13 protein-coding genes are annotated in these 16,039 nt (G+C 62.1%); 10 read left to right on the top strand and 3 right to left on the bottom strand.

Going from position 1 to position 16,039, the window contains the following annotated elements; translation table 11 throughout:
- Window positions 1-36: 36 nt before the first annotated feature.
- The 3 genes from BLU04_RS14895 to BLU04_RS14885 form a co-directional block, all read right to left on the bottom strand.
- Window positions 37-414 carry a hypothetical protein gene (locus tag BLU04_RS14895; RefSeq protein ID WP_157895389.1) on the bottom strand — a complete coding sequence of 126 codons (378 nt, stop codon included), beginning with the start codon at window positions 412-414 and terminating at the stop codon, window positions 37-39.
- Window positions 415-484: 70 nt separating this feature from the next.
- A complete protein-coding gene (locus tag BLU04_RS14890; protein WP_093287777.1) occupies window positions 485-2,647 on the bottom strand; it encodes a polysaccharide lyase family protein in 2,163 nt (720 codons plus the stop codon).
- A 30-nt stretch (window positions 2,648-2,677) separates the two neighbouring features.
- On the bottom strand, window positions 2,678-4,852 hold the full coding sequence (locus BLU04_RS14885; protein ID WP_093287774.1) for a galactosylceramidase: 2,175 nt from the start codon (window positions 4,850-4,852) through the stop codon (window positions 2,678-2,680).
- Between the two features lie 99 nt (window positions 4,853-4,951).
- Between BLU04_RS14885 and BLU04_RS14880 the strand changes: the two genes are divergently transcribed.
- From BLU04_RS14880 to BLU04_RS14835, 10 genes are all read left to right on the top strand, one after another.
- On the top strand, window positions 4,952-6,277 hold the full coding sequence (locus BLU04_RS14880) for a glycoside hydrolase family 28 protein (protein ID WP_093287771.1): 1,326 nt from the start codon (window positions 4,952-4,954) through the stop codon (window positions 6,275-6,277).
- On the top strand, window positions 6,277-8,763 hold the full coding sequence (locus BLU04_RS14875; protein WP_157895388.1) for a glycosyl hydrolase 115 family protein: 2,487 nt from the start codon (window positions 6,277-6,279) through the stop codon (window positions 8,761-8,763). Before BLU04_RS14880 ends, BLU04_RS14875 begins: the two co-directional genes overlap by 1 nt.
- 62 nt (window positions 8,764-8,825) lie before the next feature.
- Window positions 8,826-10,082, top strand: a complete 1,257-nt coding sequence (locus tag BLU04_RS14870) for an MFS transporter (RefSeq protein WP_093287765.1) — start codon at window positions 8,826-8,828, stop codon at window positions 10,080-10,082.
- Between the two features lie 14 nt (window positions 10,083-10,096).
- Window positions 10,097-10,888 carry a rhamnogalacturonan acetylesterase gene (locus tag BLU04_RS14865; RefSeq protein WP_197672973.1) on the top strand — a complete coding sequence of 264 codons (792 nt, stop codon included), beginning with the start codon at window positions 10,097-10,099 and terminating at the stop codon, window positions 10,886-10,888.
- Window positions 10,885-11,832 (top strand): family 43 glycosylhydrolase, encoded by a 948-nt coding sequence (locus BLU04_RS14860; protein ID WP_093287760.1) that lies wholly within the window; start codon window positions 10,885-10,887, stop codon window positions 11,830-11,832. The genes BLU04_RS14865 and BLU04_RS14860 overlap by 4 nt, the downstream gene beginning before the upstream one ends.
- A gap of 119 nt (window positions 11,833-11,951) precedes the next feature.
- Window positions 11,952-13,028 carry a LacI family DNA-binding transcriptional regulator gene (locus BLU04_RS14855; protein ID WP_093287757.1) on the top strand — a complete coding sequence of 359 codons (1,077 nt, stop codon included), beginning with the start codon at window positions 11,952-11,954 and terminating at the stop codon, window positions 13,026-13,028.
- Between the two features lie 4 nt (window positions 13,029-13,032).
- Window positions 13,033-13,347 carry an L-rhamnose mutarotase gene (rhaM, locus tag BLU04_RS14850; RefSeq protein WP_093287754.1) on the top strand — a complete coding sequence of 105 codons (315 nt, stop codon included), beginning with the start codon at window positions 13,033-13,035 and terminating at the stop codon, window positions 13,345-13,347.
- 240 nt (window positions 13,348-13,587) lie between these two features.
- On the top strand, window positions 13,588-14,367 hold the full coding sequence (locus BLU04_RS14845; protein ID WP_093287752.1) for a prepilin-type N-terminal cleavage/methylation domain-containing protein: 780 nt from the start codon (window positions 13,588-13,590) through the stop codon (window positions 14,365-14,367).
- Window positions 14,368-14,391: 24 nt separating this feature from the next.
- Window positions 14,392-14,880 carry a hypothetical protein gene (locus BLU04_RS14840; RefSeq protein ID WP_093287749.1) on the top strand — a complete coding sequence of 163 codons (489 nt, stop codon included), beginning with the start codon at window positions 14,392-14,394 and terminating at the stop codon, window positions 14,878-14,880.
- On the top strand, window positions 14,852-16,006 hold the full coding sequence (locus BLU04_RS14835) for a prepilin-type N-terminal cleavage/methylation domain-containing protein (protein ID WP_093287746.1): 1,155 nt from the start codon (window positions 14,852-14,854) through the stop codon (window positions 16,004-16,006). The genes BLU04_RS14840 and BLU04_RS14835 overlap by 29 nt, the downstream gene beginning before the upstream one ends.
- Window positions 16,007-16,039 lie beyond the last annotated feature (33 nt).

Raw genomic sequence — 16,039 nt, 5'->3', positions numbered from 1 at the left:
GACGTTGAAATCGCCTCCGATGGGGGGAACGTCGTCCTAGTGAGAATTGTCGACTTGCACTCGCAGTTCGTTGGCCGAGCCGAAGTGCATCAGCGAGGCGGCTTGGAAGCGGATGAATACTCGCTTGTCCTTCCAGTCGGCCGGGATGTCGAGACTGCGTTCATACCAGCCGATGCCTCGGTAATAGCCTCCTTTGACTTCCGGATTCCCTTTTTTGCCTAATTGTCCGTCCATGGCATTCCACGTATGGGGGATGGAAATCTCTTCCCAATCGCCGGTCGATGCCGTCAGAGGGACGTCTGCCTTGATGAACTTCCATCCGGAAGTCAGCGGGCTTGTCATGCGTTGAGCGGAAGCTGTTCCCGAGGTGAACAATAGAAGCGTTCCGCACAGCGCTAGGATGGTCGATTTCATGAGCTTTGGTGCGATGCGCTTCCGCATCCTCTTGTGATCTGGTTTTGGCTTATTTCGTCAGAGACGCGCTTTATTCTTCGTCTGCTTTGTCCTGCTTGCCGTGGGGCGCTGTCGAGGGAGTGACGTCGTTGCTTCCGGGAGGGGGAGGGGTTTTGTCGGGATCGACCTCGAGACGGAGGTAGTCGTAGACGACGCCGCTGGTGAGGTCTCCGGCGGGAACGGTCAGCGTCATCTGGTTTTCGCCGGAGCGGAGGACGGAGGCGTCGAAGGGGAGGCTCTTTTCCTGCCAGACGCCCTTGTCCGTATTGTAGCGGATGGCGTTGGTGGAGACGGGACGGATGCCGCCCACCTTCTTTCCGTTGACGGCGACGAGGAGGGTGGTGCTGTCCGCGCCTGCCAAGGCGAGCCGCAGGGTGGCGGTGCCCCGCGAGGGAGCCTCCGTGGTGAACTTGATGGTCCAGGTGGTGTCCTTGCCGTGGCCGATGGTTTTCCACATGTCCTTGCCTTCGGTGCCGGTCATCACCCATCCGAAGGGCTGGTTGGCGGGATCTTCGGCGGCCGGGTTGAGCCAGGACCGGTTTTCTCCATGGGGGACCTGTTCGAAGAACCAGTCTTTGGAGCAGTCGCTTTGGCCGACGGTGTAGGTGATGTCGTTCGGGAAGAGGAGCGGATAGCGGACGCACCAGCCCCAGCGCCAGAAATTCGTGCCGTCGCCTTTGAAGAACTCGCTCGCGTTGCGATTGGGATAGCCGATCTCCCACACCTGCTTGCCGTAGCGGACGGGCGTCCATTTGATCTGGCCGAGATCGACGGTCTGGCCGGCGGCGACGGTGACGTTGGCCTGCTCATATTCGCCCAGGACGCCGTTGGCGAAGGCGTGAAGGGTATAGGTGCCGGGACGGATGTTCTCGATGGTGAACTTGCCGTCTTCGGTTCCGTCGGCCCAGAACTGGTAGTAGTTCCCGTCGTGGGGCCAGGTGACGAGGGTGCCGTTGCCCGCCCGGAGCTGGAAGGAGGAGCCGCTGCCTTGATAGTCCGGATGGGCGATGCCGACGGTGAGGTTGGGAAGCTTGGCGGTGGCGGCTTGGGGATCGTCGAGGATGAACTGGCCGGTGACGGTGCCGCGCTCGGCCTTCTTGGGGTAGTCGACGCCGTTGACCCAATCGAAGGGCCACTTGGCCTTCTGAATCTTTGCTTGGGCGACGGCGTCCTGCCACAGGGCGAGGCCGTTCTGCCTCCAGGCGTCGGGGACGGACGGGTTGCCGCTGCCGGATGTGGCTGCCAGCGCGTCGAGATCGGCCTGGGAGGGGACGCGGGGGTTGGCGAGGGTGTTGCAGTAGACGAAGATGGGGCCGACGACCTTGTTCCATTCTTCGCCCGTGGGGATATGGACGTTCGTCCCTCCGGCGTAGTGACCGGAGGTCCAGTAATCGAGCATGGTCGCGCTAAGATGGGAGAGGAGGTCGAGTTTCTCGGAGCCGCCGCCGATGTATTCCATCGACGGGTTCATGAAGTAGAGGCCGATGTGCTCCTTGGTGCTCGACCAGCCCCAGGCGGGGGTTCGATACATGATCGCGCAGTAGTTGTACTTGTGCTCGACCGAGTTCTTGTAGACGCCGGTACCGAGGATGTGCTGCTCCTTGGCGTGGATGACGGGCCCCGCCTCGAAGTCCTGGCCGGAGGCCATCAGCATGTTCCGGTCGGCGTCGACGGAGAGCCAGTCCATGACGGGCCTGCCCTCGATGCAGAAGCGGCCTTCGCCGATGCCGACTTCGGGGTAGTCGGCCTTGTGGGTGAAGATGCCGTAGGTGTAGAAGCCGCTGACGCCGCGTTCCATGCAGTAGCGGGTCTCGATGTCGAGTTTGCCATTCACTCCCTTCAGGGAGATCTCGGCCCGGTCCCCGCCGGTAGAGGCGGGATCGATCGTCAGCGACGCCTTGACCTCGCCTGATGGCGTCTCCTCCCAATTGCCGCCGCGACCGATCAGATCGACGCCGCGATAGGTCAACTGGACCATGTTGCCGTTCTTCTTGCTCACGGTCGCCTTGACGATGCCGTTGTCGAGGATCCAGACGGTGGGGGTGTCCTTGACGGTGACAGGCGACGAAACGGTCGGGGGAGCAACGACCGGCACGACATCGTCAGCCGCCCTCGTCGACAGGGTCGCGGAGACGACCAGGAGCAGGGCCAAACCAAGTTTCGCGGAATGGAAGGGGGAGGGGTGCGTATTCATTCGGAAAGGTCGGGGTTCACGAAATGTGGTCTAGGGTTTGTCCTGGCTTTTATACAGAGGGGCTGTTCCTGCATTGGCCGGCGTCGGCGAGGGAAGGGGAGCATCGGGGGCGTGGATGAGCAGGTTGTCGAAATAGGCGCCGCTGAAGGTTTTCCCTCCCCCGGCGATCAGTCCCGCCATGCCCCGCGGATAGAGGGTGTCCATGGCCGAAAGGACGGGCGCGCCATCGACCAGCCCTGTGATCGCCGATCCTGAGAAACGGAGTTTTACGTTGTGCCACTGGCCCGGGGCGATATTGGGAAGGGAAGCGGTGGCCAGTACCTTTTCTCCCCATTCGCCCTCTTGCTTCCCTTGGGCCTTGAGCAGTGCTTGTTGTTCCACATCGCCGACGGGTTTCTTGGGGGCTTTACCCCGAACGACGACGAGGCGGCATTGACCGTCCGATGCCAATTGGAGGAAATAGCCTTTGGGGATGGTTCCGTAGCCGGTGCCCACGTGATTCACGCGACCCATGACGCCGCCCGATTCGCCTTGGCCGAGCGAGATGTCGGCACTGATCTCGTAATCGCTCCACCGGTCATCTCCGAGGATGGTGTAAGGAAGCCATTCCGGAGCCCACGAAAGTGGCTGGATCGGGACGGACTGGTGTAGGCATTTCCCTTGATGATCGGGACGCTCGGCGATCTCGAACGCGCCGCTGATATCGGCGGTGTATCGGGGCAGGTATCCCCATTGTTCGGGAGAGCCGTATTCCTCGAAGGTTTCATAGTAGGGGAAGGGGAAGGGTTTGTCGGGCGGAATGTCGGGGAAGGAGCCCTTTTGCTGTCCCGTGGTGGTGGAGAGGGAGTAGACGGAGTCGGGCTCCAGAATGAGGGTGAAGCTGCCCTGGTCTGGAACGATTTTCTCCTGTTGGACGAATTGCTCTTTCTCGTTGCTCCGCCAGACGCAAAGTTCCTTGCTGGAGAGGCCGCCGCCGACGGTGAAGCGGACGCGCTGGGGCGAAGGGGCGCCTTTGGTTTCGACGATCACGCTGTAGTCGTTTTCCGGGGACTTCAGCGTGACGAAGGTGCCGCCGCCCTTCAGGTTGCCGCAACCGCCGTTGAGGTACTGCCACCCTGTCTGGGAGAATTGGCCATAGTGGGCGTAAGCCCAGAGCGCCTCGCGGATCTCATAGTGGCCGCTCCAGGGGGACCGGGCCAGCAGCATGGACGGATCTTCCGAATAGGGTTCCATCGGATAGACCCCCGCGACGTCGTACCAGAACATGACCTTGGTCGCGCCGCTGATGATGAAGTTCTCGTTCATGGCCTGGACGATGCTGATTTCGCAGTCGAACCCCTTTTTATAGACGTGCTCCTCGCTGTTCCAGATCGGCTTGCCCAGCCGGTCGGCCAGGGCGCGGACCTCGGGCGGCGCGGGCATCGCCAGGAAGGTATGGGCGCTGATGATGTCGACGGAGTCGCGCAACGCCGCGTCGGTCAGCATTTCGGAGGCCCAGTCGAATTTGGTCTTCGAGAAATTGTCGAAGCCGTGGATTTTGACCTTCTGAAAGCCGGCTTCGTTCAGCGTGGCGCGGAGTTTCTTGGGGAAATCGAGGTTCACCCCTTTTTCATTGCGGCATCCGACGGCGTCGAGATCGAGACCGTAGGCCTTCTTGAGTTCCTCAATCCATTTCACGTAGTAGTCGCACATGTCCTGCGACCAGAATTGGCCCTTGCCGATCCACCCCGGAGCGCTCCATGCGAGGGCGTCGAGGGTGATGGCGGGATTGCGCTTCTTGGCTTCCTGCAAAATCCACCACGTATAGCCCCGGCTGGCACTGAGGTCTCCCCGCTCATGCATGTGGGAGGGCATCGAGCCTTGGGTGGAATTGGCGTCGCCGGGGATTTCAACCAGGACCGCGCTCGTCGAGGCGCCGAACTTGGGCTTGAAGAGAAGGTCGAGGATCTGGCTCCGCTGGGGTTCGGGATAATCCTTGAGCAAAACCGAGGTGGCTCCCCCTCCGTTCACGGCACCGATCCCGTCGAACTGCCTGCCGCCGGCGTCCCCTCTAAGTTCGATTGCCTGAGCTTCGGGAGACGTTTCCTCCGGTGTGGGGTGGGCTACGATAGGGCTGAGAACGAGGGTCCACCCGAGGAGGGCGGGCCGCAGCAAGACGCGGGAAATGATCCATCCATGCGGATTCCTGAAGAGGGGTGGCTTCATGTGAAAAGGACGGATGAATTGCGGGGGTTGTATTAGTATTGCAAAAAATTACAGCAAAAAGAAGGTAAAAAATTGACTCCTTAAAAAGGGTGTTCTAGTGTGGCCCTGCTGCTGGGTGTCATTAAGATAATCGACGCCCAAAGCGAAAGTGTCTTCATGAAAATATTTCGCTCCCTCCTCCTGGCTGGATTAGGTCTTTTCGGTTGGGCGTCTCTCCTTGCGGTCGGTGCCCATGGAGAGGGGGACGAAACCCGACGCTTCAATGTCAGAGATTTCGGTGCCGTCGGCGACGGGGTGACAAAAGAGACCTTGGCCATCCAGAAGGCTCTCGACGCCTGTGCCGAGGCCGGGGGAGGGGAAGTGCTTTTCCCCGAGGGGACGTATCTGACGGGAAGTATCGAACTCAAAAGCCACGTCCACCTTGTTCTCGATGCCAAGGCGGTTCTCCAGGGCAGCGGAGACAAGGCCGATTACCCGTTGGGGACGGCCCGTTGGGAAGGGCTGATGGCACTTGCTTATCTGGCTCTCCTGCGTGCTGACCATGCTGAGGATCTCGCGATCACGGGGGCGGGGACGATTCAGGGAGACGCAAAGATCGGCACTCTGCGGAATCCGAGGGCTCCGACGCTGATCGAGTTCACGGAGTGCAAAAAGATCCTTCTCGACGGTCCCACGCTCCACAGCACCCATATTTGGACTTTCCATCCCACGTTCTGCGAGGACGTGACGGTGAGGAACCTGATGGTCCAGACCTACGGCTCGAATTCGGACGGAGTCGATCCCGATTCGTGCCGCCACGTGGTGATCGACAACTGTACCTTTGAGACGGGCGACGACAATATCGCGATCAAGTCGGGGAAGGGACAGGAGGGCGTCAAGGTGGGGCGTCCCTGCGAGGACATCTCGATCACGAATTGTACGTTCGTAAAGGGCGCTGCCGCCATCGCCCTGGGTAGCGAGCTTTCCGGAGGGATCAGCAATGTGCGGGTGAGCCACTGCAAGTTCAGCCAGGGCTGGGTCGCCATCCAGTTGAAGAGCCGGGCGGGAAGGGCGGGCTACATCAGGGACTTCGTCGCGGAGGACATCGATGTCGGTCCCGAGCCGATGCTCTGGGTCGAGACCGACTACAAGTACAACCCCGATCCCCAGGGAGTCGCCGGTCCGGAAGGCTTTACGAAGTTCGAGAACATCCGCATCTCCAACGCCCGGGTGAACGGCAAAAGCGTCGTCTCCATCAAGGCCACCCCCGACAATCCGGCCGACGGGATCGTGCTGGAGAACATCACTGGCACCTGTTCGGAACCCTGGATTATCAAGAATGCCTCGAACGTGACCCTTAGGGATATCCACGTCTCGGGCTTCAAGGGGCCGTTTCTTTCGCTGGAAAACGCGAGCGGGACGGGGCTCGATCAGGATAAGCACTGATGAGGACGGCACTCTGGCTTTTGGTGCTCGGCGTCGGGATGGCGCGCGCCGCGGTGCCGATCGTCGAGCAGGAAGCCAGCCCCGAGGACGCTCCTCTCGTCGCGGCAGGGAAGGCGACGCCTCTTTATTACGATGCGGGTGACGCCAAGGTCGTCCAGATCGCGGTGCGGCTCCTTTCGGAGGACGTGGAGCGGGTGACAGGGAGCAAACCCGAAGTCCGGACGACGGCGCCGGAGCCGGGAGCCGACGTGGTCTTCGTCGGGACGTTGGGCAAGAGTCCGCTGATCGACGGCCTGGTGGCGGCAGGGAAGTTCGACGCGGGGGATGTGAAGGGGAAGTGGGAATCGTGGGTGGTCGCCACCGTCGTCGATCCCGTCCCGGGCATCCATCGGGCGCTCGTCATCGCCGGGGCCGACCGGCGCGGCACGGCGTTCGGGGTGTTCAGCCTCTCGGAGGCCCTCGGCGTCTCGCCCTGGTATTGGTGGGCCGACGTCCCGGCAACCCATCGCGCCGCCGCCTTCGTGAAGGCGGGGCGCTACGTCCAGGCTTCTCCGGCGGTGAAGTATCGCGGCATCTTTCTCAACGACGAGGATTGGGGGCTGCAACCCTGGGCCGCGAAGACGTTCGAGCCTGAGACGAAGGACATCGGCCCCAAGACCTACGCGAAGATCTTCGAACTGCTGCTCCGACTGCGGGCGAACACGATCTGGCCCGCGATGCATCCTTGCACGAAGGCCTTCAATCTCTATCCCGAGAACAAGCGGGTGGCCGACGACTACGCGATCGTCATGGGCTCGTCCCATGCGGAACCGATGTTGCGGGACAACGTCACCGAGTGGGACGCCGCCTCGCGCGGCGAATGGAACTACCAGACCAACGGAGAGAACGTGAAGAAGTACTGGGAGGAGCGCGTCTCCGAGAACGGGGCCTACGAGAACCTCTACACGCTGGGGATGCGGGGCATCCACGACGGCGCGATGCCCGCCAAGGGGACGACGGAGGAGAAGGCCCGGCTCATGGAGAAGATCTTCGCCGACCAGCGGGACATGCTCTCCCGCCTCGTGAACCCGGACCTTGCGAAGGTCGGCCAGATCTTCGTCCCCTACAAGGAGGTGCTGAAGATCTATCAGGCGGGGCTACGTGTGCCGGAGGATGTCACTCTGGTCTGGGTCGACGACAACTACGGCTACATCCGCCAACTTTCCGATGCCGGGGAACAGAAGCGTTCCGGCGGCGCGGGAGTCTACTACCATCTCTCCTACTGGGGCAGCCCCGCCGACTATCTCTGGCTTTGCACCACGCCCCCCGCCCTGACCTGGGAGGAGATGACGAAGGCCTACGATTACGGGACGCGCAACGTTTGGATCGCCAACGTTGGCGATATCAAGCCGGGGGAAATCGGCATGGAATGGTTCCTCCAACTCGCCTGGGACGTCGACGGGCGGCGGGACTTCAACCAGCGGAAGTGGCTGGCCGCCTGGGCAGGACGGCAGTTCGGAACGGAGAATGCCGACGCCATCGGCGCGATCCTCGACGAGTACTACCGGCTCAACTACGCCCCGAAGCCGGAGCATCTCGACTCCAAGGAAGTCCGCTTCACGCCGTCCGAGGGGGCGGCGCGGCTCGAAAGATTCGCGCGCCTGCTTGAGCAGCTCGAAGTCGTCGAGGCGAAGCTCGCAGCAAACCAGAAATCGTCCTTCCTCGAACTCGTCGCCTACCCGGTCCGAGGCGCGGCCCGGATGAACCAGAAGTTCCTTGCCGCCGCAGCGGGAGACGACGCGAAATCGACAGCCGCCTACGAGGCGATCCGCAAGGAAACAGCCGCGTACAACGCCGTCGAAAACGGGAAGTGGTCCCTGATGATGGATATCGCCCCCCGGAAGCAGAAGGTTTTCGGTCCGGCGGCGAAGGAAGCGGGGGACGGAGAACCGGCGTGGCCTCAGGGGACGCTGGCCATGGAGGCGGAGCACTATGCCCGGGCGATGGATCGGGGGCCGGGGAGGTGGACGGTGATCGATGGCTTGGCGCGATCGGGGAACGCCGTTGGCGTCCTGCCGGCGACCGATTTCGTTGCGATCCCTCCCGAGTCGATCGCGACCCAGGCTCCCGGCCTCGAGTACGACGTCGAAACCCGGCTCTCCGGCCCGGTCACCGTCACCCTCTATTGCCTGCCCACCCATGCGGTTTATCCCGGGCGGAAATTGCGCTATGCGGTGGCGATCGACGACGAGAAACCGACGGTGGTCGATATCGAGACCTCCGCCGACGACAAGAAGGAGGGAGCCTGGTCGGGCAACGTCCTGCGCGGCGCGGCGATTCATGCGAGCGCCCACACCCTGGCCGCGCCGGGACGGCACACGATCAAGGTCTGGAGTCTCGATCCCGGGTTGCTGTACGACAAGGTCGTCCTTTCGTCGCAGCCGCTGCCCTATTCTTTCTACGGCCCTCCGGAAAACGTTCCGGTGCCTTCCCGGTCCACGCTGTAACTCGACCTCTTTCCACGATGTCATCCGCATCCCTCCCCCCGCAGCCGCACAGACTGATCCCCATGGGAGTGACGCGCTTCCGCTGGGTCATCTGCGCGCTTCTCTTCTTCGCCACGACGATTCTCTACGTCGATCGCCAGATTCTCTCGCTCCTCAAGCCGATCCTCGACGATCAGATGGGGTGGACGGCGACCCAGTTCGGCGCGATCAACGCCGGATTCCAGGCTGCCTACGGCGTCAGTCTCCTCTTCTTCGGCTGGCTGATCGACCGCTGGGGGACGAAGCGTGGCTACGCCCTTTCCATCGGAGCGTGGAGCATCGCCGCGGTCGGGCATGCGCTCGTGGGCGGCATCGGCAGCTTTGCTGTGGCGCGAGTGGCGCTCGGGCTGGGCGAGGGGGGGAATTTCCCGGGAGCGATCAAGGCGGTGGCACAGTGGTTCCCCCGGGCGGAGCGGGCCTTGGCGACGAGCCTATTCAACTCGGGCGCGAACGTGGGGGCGACGCTGGCCCCGGCGATCATTCCGCCCATCGCCCTCTCGCTCGGCTGGCACGGAGCCTACGTCCTCGTCGGCCTCACTGGCGTGGTCTGGCTGTTCCTCTGGTGGCGCTTCTTCGACGACCCCACGCGTTCGGATCGCGTCTCCGAGGCCGAGCTGGCCCATATCGAGTCCGACCCCGGCGATCCGGGCGACGCCGGGGCGGCGATGACGTGGCGCGAGGTCTTGCGCCATCGCGAGGCGTGGTCCTTCATCGCGGGCAAGTTCCTGACCGATCCGATCTGGTGGTTCTTCCTGATCTGGCTCCCCGACTTCTTCAAGAAGACGCGCGGCCTCGACATCAAGGGAAGCTGGGCGCTCCTCGTCGGCGTCTACGGGATCGTCACGGTGCTAAGCCTTTTCGGCGGCTGGGTTACGGGATGGCTCGTCAAGCTGGGCTGGACGGTCACCCGCGCGCGGAAGACCGGTATGGCGCTCTTCGCGCTCTGCGTCGTTCCCATCGCTTTCGCCACGCGGGTCGGGGATTGGACGGCGGTGATTCTCATCGGTTTGGCCGGGGCCGCCCACCAGGCCTGGTCGGCGAACCTTTACTCGACGGTCTCGGACATGTTCCCGAAGCGGGCGGTGGCCGCGATCGTCGGCCTCGGCGGGATGGCCGGATCGATCGGGGCGATGATCTTCCCCATTGTCTCGGGGGTGATCCTCGACCGCTTCACGGAGGGCTACGCGATCCTCTTCGGCTTTTGCTCGGGTGCCTACATCCTGGCGTTTGTCGTGAATCATCTTCTGGCCCCCCGATTTGAGCGGGTGCGCCTCGATTGAGGTCTGCCTTTTTTATGAAAACCCTCATGCTGGTACGGTCCTTGCTGATCCTCACCTTCGGTTGCGGTTGTGCCATCGCCCAGGACGTTCCGAATGCCTCGAAACTGAAGATCGGGATCATCGGGGATTCGACGGTGTGCAATTATCCTGCCGGATCGCGGCAGGAGGGCTGGGGAGAGGAGCTGCCCTCCTATTTCTCGGCCGATACGACGTTCCTGAACACCGCCGAGAAGGGGAGGAGTACGAAGACGTTTCCCGCTGCCCACTGGAAGCAGATCCTCGACTTCAAGCCCGACTACGTCCTGATCCAGTTCGGCCACAACGATTCCCATGAGAAGAGCCGCCCGGAAGCGACCGACGCCGCCACCGACTTCCGCGAGAACCTCAAGCGTTACATCGCCGAGGCGAGGGCGAGTGGGATCGTCGCGGTCCTCGTCACGCCGGTCCACCGGCGGACGTTCGACGAATCGGGCCACCTCACCACGGAACTGGAGCCCTACGTGACGGCGATGCGCGAGGTGGCGAAGGAAGTCGATACCCCCCTCGTCGATCTCTACCAGGCGAGCGGCGTCTTCTTCGAATCGCTCGGCGAGAAGGCGAGCGATACGCTCACGATGAACACCGTCAGCAATGCCGACCAGCAGGGCAAGCCCGACCGCACCCACTTTACCACGAAGGGAGCGAAGGCCATCGCCGGTCTGGTGGCGACGGAACTGGCGAAGGTTGATCCCAAGTTGATGGCGGCGGTTCTCCCCTCCATGTCGGCGAGTTCTTCGACTCCGGCGATTCCCCCCACAAATCCATGACGATTCGACTCCGCGCGGGGCATAGCATTCTTCTGCTGCTCATTTTGTTTGTGTGTCTCGCCTTGCCCCAGGTTCAGGCACAGGTTCCGATTTTGCCCGATTTTCATGCGGACCCCTCGGCCAGAGTCTTTGGCGGGAAGCTCTACGTTTACCCCACCCATGACATCGCCGGAATGCAGCATTGGGACGAGGTCGATTGGCATGTGTTCTCCACGGATGACATGGTGAAGTGGACGGACCACGGAGTCATTTTCAGCCTGAAGGAGATCTCTTGGGCGGACAAGGAGGCATGGGCGCCGGATTGCATCGAGCGGAACGGAAAATATTACTTCTATTTTCCCGCGGGAGGGCAAATCGGGGTCGCCGTCGGCGATTCACCGACCGGTCCGTTCAAGGACGCGCTCGGCAAGCCGTTGATTGCCTCGAAGGAGGCCGGTATCCGGTATTGCATCGATCCGGCGGTCTTCATCGATGACGACGGTCATGCTTACCTCTATTACGGAGGGGGAAGGCAATTGGGTGTGGTGAAGCTGAAAGACGACATGATCACACGGGACGGAGCGATTCAGGTTCTCGACATGGCGAACTTCTACGAGGGTGTCTGGATTCATAAGCGCAATGGCATCTATTACGCGAGTTATCCCACGCGCCCCGGCGGAGCGGCCCAGGCCAACGTGATGGTCTACAGCATGGCGAAGAATCCCCTGGGGCCCTGGGAATACAAGGGAGAGATCATCGACAATCATTCCCCGAACGTCCATGGCTCGATCACGGAGTTCAAAGGGCAGGCATATCTCTTTTACCACGCCGCTCTTTTTCCGGGTCGGCGGGAGCGGCAAACCTGCGTCGAGCCCCTTTTCTACAATGCTGATGGGACCATCAAACCGATCCGGATGTCGCAACCCGAGGCTTCGACCTCTTCGACTCTTCCTGAGTCCAAATAATGGAAGAGGGCATGGTCGTCGGAAAGAGGCTGAGGGGGGAATCTTGTTTTGCTTTGCAGCAAATCTCTAAATCGACGTTGTAAATGGCTGCAAATTAACGCAACGTAACCACGTTCACTATGGCACGCACCCGCAAGAAGACTGATTCCTCGGCTACGATGGAAAACGTGGCGAAGAAGCTCAACCTTTCGGTGGCGACCGTCTCCCGCGCCCTCCGGCGGGTTCCGGGCATCAATGCCGAGACCCGGGCGTTGGTCCTTCAAACCGCCTCCGAGGTCGGCTACCGCCTGCCGCGCAGCTACCGGAGTTCGACGGTCGGCGGGAAGGACCGCTTGCAGCATATCGGCGTCTTCATGGAGACGACGAACGGCACCCAGTCCCATCCCTACCTCACGGGGTTGAGTGATGCGGCGATGTCCCTGAACAGCTCGCTCGTGATCCATCATGTGAAGCCGGGCGAATGCGCCAGTGTGCTCGACCCGGCGCAGCAGCCCACGGCGATGCGCTCCGGGCTGCTCTCGGGCGTCGTCCTGATCTTCTGGTGGCCCTCCGATGTCGTCCGCGCCTTGAGCCAGAAGCTTCCGACGGTTTCGATCATGCACAAGTATCCCGGCACCGACGTCGACATGGTCGGCCTCGACAACGAGGGCGGCATGGATCTTCTGGTGCGGGAGCTTTACGCTAAGGGGCACCGGAAGATCGCCTTCGTCGGGCGCTGCTCGCAGCTCCATTGGTCGACCGCCCGCTTCGGGGGGTATGTCGCCGCGCTTGCCTCCCTCGGGATCGAATACCGGCCCGATTGGGTCATCGATGTCGACTTCGATACCCTTTCGAGCAAGGAAGCAGGCTGGGAAGGCTATGGGGAGAAGGTCGAGAAGCTGCGCAAGGCGGGGATCACCGCTTGGGTCTGCTCGACTGAGCCCGCGGGGTGGATGCTTCACGATTGGTTTACCGCGCGAGGACTTCGCGTGCCTGAGGATGTCTCGATCACCGGCTTCCACCGGCCTAACCAAGCCGAGTCTTCGCGGCCCGACCTCACCAGCGTCGGTGCCTCCTACGAGGCGATCGGCGCGGCGGCGCTCAAGCGGCTCCAGATTCGGATCAAGAATCCGGCCGAATCGTGTCGTTCCATCCTCTTCCCGAGCGATTTTTATCCGGGCTCGACCGTCGGTCCTGTTCCCTCCAAGGCTTCCTGATCCGATGCTCCGCAAGGCTTTCGTCATGTCCGTGGGGGAGGGGAACGAGGCCGAGTACGAACGTCGGCACTCTCCGATCTGGCCCGAACTGGAGGAAGTCCTCCGGCAACACGGGGTGAGCAATTACTCGATCTTCCTCCATCCGGAGACGCGCCAGCTTTTCGGTTATGCCGAAATCGAGGATGAGACGCGATGGAAGGCGATTGCGGAGACGCCGATCTGCCGCAAATGGTGGGCGCACATGAGCGAGATCATGCCCTCGAACCCGGACCACAGTCCGGTGAGTTGCCCGCTGGTTGAGGTCTTCCACCTCGACTGATTGCATTCTGTGCCCCATCGGGGCGTCTCTTCTCTCTGGCAGCCTCCCTTTTCTAAGGGTTCCTACTCAGTCAATTTGCAGTTGTATGGTTCGTATTCCTACTTATTTGCAATAGGTGTATTTTTTAAAAGTTTTTAAAAATCAACTAGTTAGGATTAAAGTTGCAAAAAATTACGGCATAAAATTGACTTTCAAGAATTGCTGCTTTAGGCTGAGGGCAGACTTCAAAAAGGTCGAATTATGCAAACCACGACGCATCGCTGCACGAGGGTTCGAGTTTCTGCTCTTTGCCGGAAGAGACGAGGAATGGGAGCGCGGAGATCGGGCGGATTCAGCCTGATCGAACTGCTTATCGTGGTTGCCATTATCGGCGTGATGGCGGTAGTCTCGATCCAGTCCTTCTCGTCCGTCGGGCGGAATCAAGCGGTGGGCAAGGCCACCGGCGATTTGGTCTCGATCCTGGAGATGGCCCGGTCCCACGCCATGGCCAACAACAGTTACGTCTACGTCGGGTTTTACAAACCCTCGGGGGCCGACCTCGCGAAGCGGGGCAGCGGCTCGTGCGTCTACGTCAGCGTCGCGGCGACGGTCGACGGCACTTCGGGATATGAGAACGGTTCGTGGACGCCCTCGCTGGTCAGCCTCTCGAAGCTCCAGTGCCTCGAAGGTGTCAGCCTCGTCCCCGTCGACAGCATCAAGACCTACCTGCCGAACGTCGACATGACGTTCTCGAGCCTCGACGCCGCGACGACGACGGCCCTCACCACGTTCACGGCGCAGGACCTCGGCTTCGGACAGGGACGCAATCCCGTGGGAACGTTCGATCTCGTCATCCAGTTCAAGCCGAACGGAGGCGCCAACGTCGTCACCGATCTTACCGGACAGACCGTGCCGCATTACGTCGCGGTGGGGTTGGTTCCGGCTACCGGAAGCAGCGCGACCGTCTCGGCGAACTGTTCCCTCATCCGCGTCGACGGGGTCACCGGGTTCGTCCGTTTCTATCGCCCGGGCCAGATGTAAAGACGGGGCCCGATGTGTGCGTCAATGTCCGTGAACGTGGGGAGCCGCCATCGCCGCATCGGGAGCCGAGGCTTCAACCTCGTCGAGCTGGCGCTCTCGCTTGGCATTTGCAGCTTTTGCATCATCGGAATCATGGGGCTCCTTCCCATCGGGTTGAACACGAATCGCGACACGGTGGCGCAGACCGAGGCCGCCGGGATCGTCCGGGCGGCTGTCGCCGACATCCAGACGGTGGGCTCGAGCGGGATCACCGGGCGCTTCAAGCTCAAGGTGACGAGTGCCTCTTCTTCCGACGCGGCGCCGCAGACCCTCTACGTCTTTCCGAACGGATCGTATTCGACCAGTCTCACCGGCGCCTCGGGAGCCGCCCAATACCGGCTCGACGTGGCCTTCTTGAAGTCCTCCGCGGTACGGATTCTCGTCACATGGCCGGCTCCGGGGATCAAAACGGTCGATCAATGGCCCTCGGGCCAGGCGGGAAGTTATGAGGTGGTCACGGTTCTCAATCCCTGACCGGCGTTCCCGCCTTCCGAAGCTGGCGGGCCGCCGGGGGTTCACGCTGGTCGAGATGCTGGTCACGCTGGCGGTCTTCGTCCTGCTGATGGTCCTCAATGCCGAGTTGGTCCAGAACACGACGGCGGCGGCCGGCCTCTCCCGAAAGCGCCTCGACATCGACGAGCAGGCCCGCTTCATCATGGACTGCCTGGGGCAGGACCTCGCGCGGATGGTCTCGCGTTCCGACGTCGACTCCTACTTCCCCACGCAGACGGGGAACGCCCAGATGCTCTTCTACTCGGAGGTCCCGGGCTACGCCGACGCCTCGGCGGGCGCTTCCTGCGGCGTCTCCCTCGTTGGGTATCGCGTCAATACGTCCTCGGCCAGCGCGAATTACAACTCCCTGGAGCGGTGCGGGTCCGCGGTCGGCTGGAGTGCCTCGGGCTCCGGCGGCAGCGGAATGGTCTTCCTGACGCCCAAGGGGAGCACCTCCGGCGGAGTTTTCAATTTCGAGCCGCTCCCGAACAGCACCCTTTCCCCCTCCACGAATCCCGACCTCGCCGCCTGGAAGGGCGCTTCCTCGACCCTCTACCAACAGATCGGCGCCGGGGTCTTCCGTTTTTCCGTCTGTTACCTGTTGCGGGACGGCACCTACTCGACGATCCCGGTGCTTCAGAAGACGCCCTCGGGATGGGGATCGAGCCCGTTTTACGCTTCCCAGAAGGGGGCGCCGACGAGTTCCTCCGATTCGGGCTCCGGCTATGCCGGAGGTTCCCGTTGGTATGATTCGACAGGTTATCGTGGCTACATCTGCACGGACGCGACGTCGGGGAGTGCCGTCTGGACGCCCCTGGGCTGGGGTGACGTTTCCGCCGTCGTCGTCACTGTCGCGGGGCTCGACAACGCGAGCCTCGGGATCATCCATTCGATGAAGCTCGATCTCCTCGCCGCGGCGAAAGCCTTGCCCGACATCGGGACCTCCGATCTCGGCCAGTCGTCGCCGCTCCTGCCTGCCCAGAAATGGACCGACGTGATTCAGTCGGGCTCGTTTGCCACTTCGTCCGGCCTGCCTGTCCGGATCGCCGGGGCGATCCGGGTCTACGAGCGGCATTTCTACCTGCACACCCGCACTCCCACTCCATGAAATCGATGCCTTGTTCGCAAAATCCGAAGGCTT

It is taken from the genome of Verrucomicrobium sp. GAS474 (assembly GCF_900105685.1).
Classification (GTDB): Bacteria; Verrucomicrobiota; Verrucomicrobiia; order Methylacidiphilales; family GAS474; genus GAS474.
The sequence above is the reverse complement of the archived record's forward strand: the minus strand, read 5'-3'. Positions and strand labels throughout refer to the sequence as shown.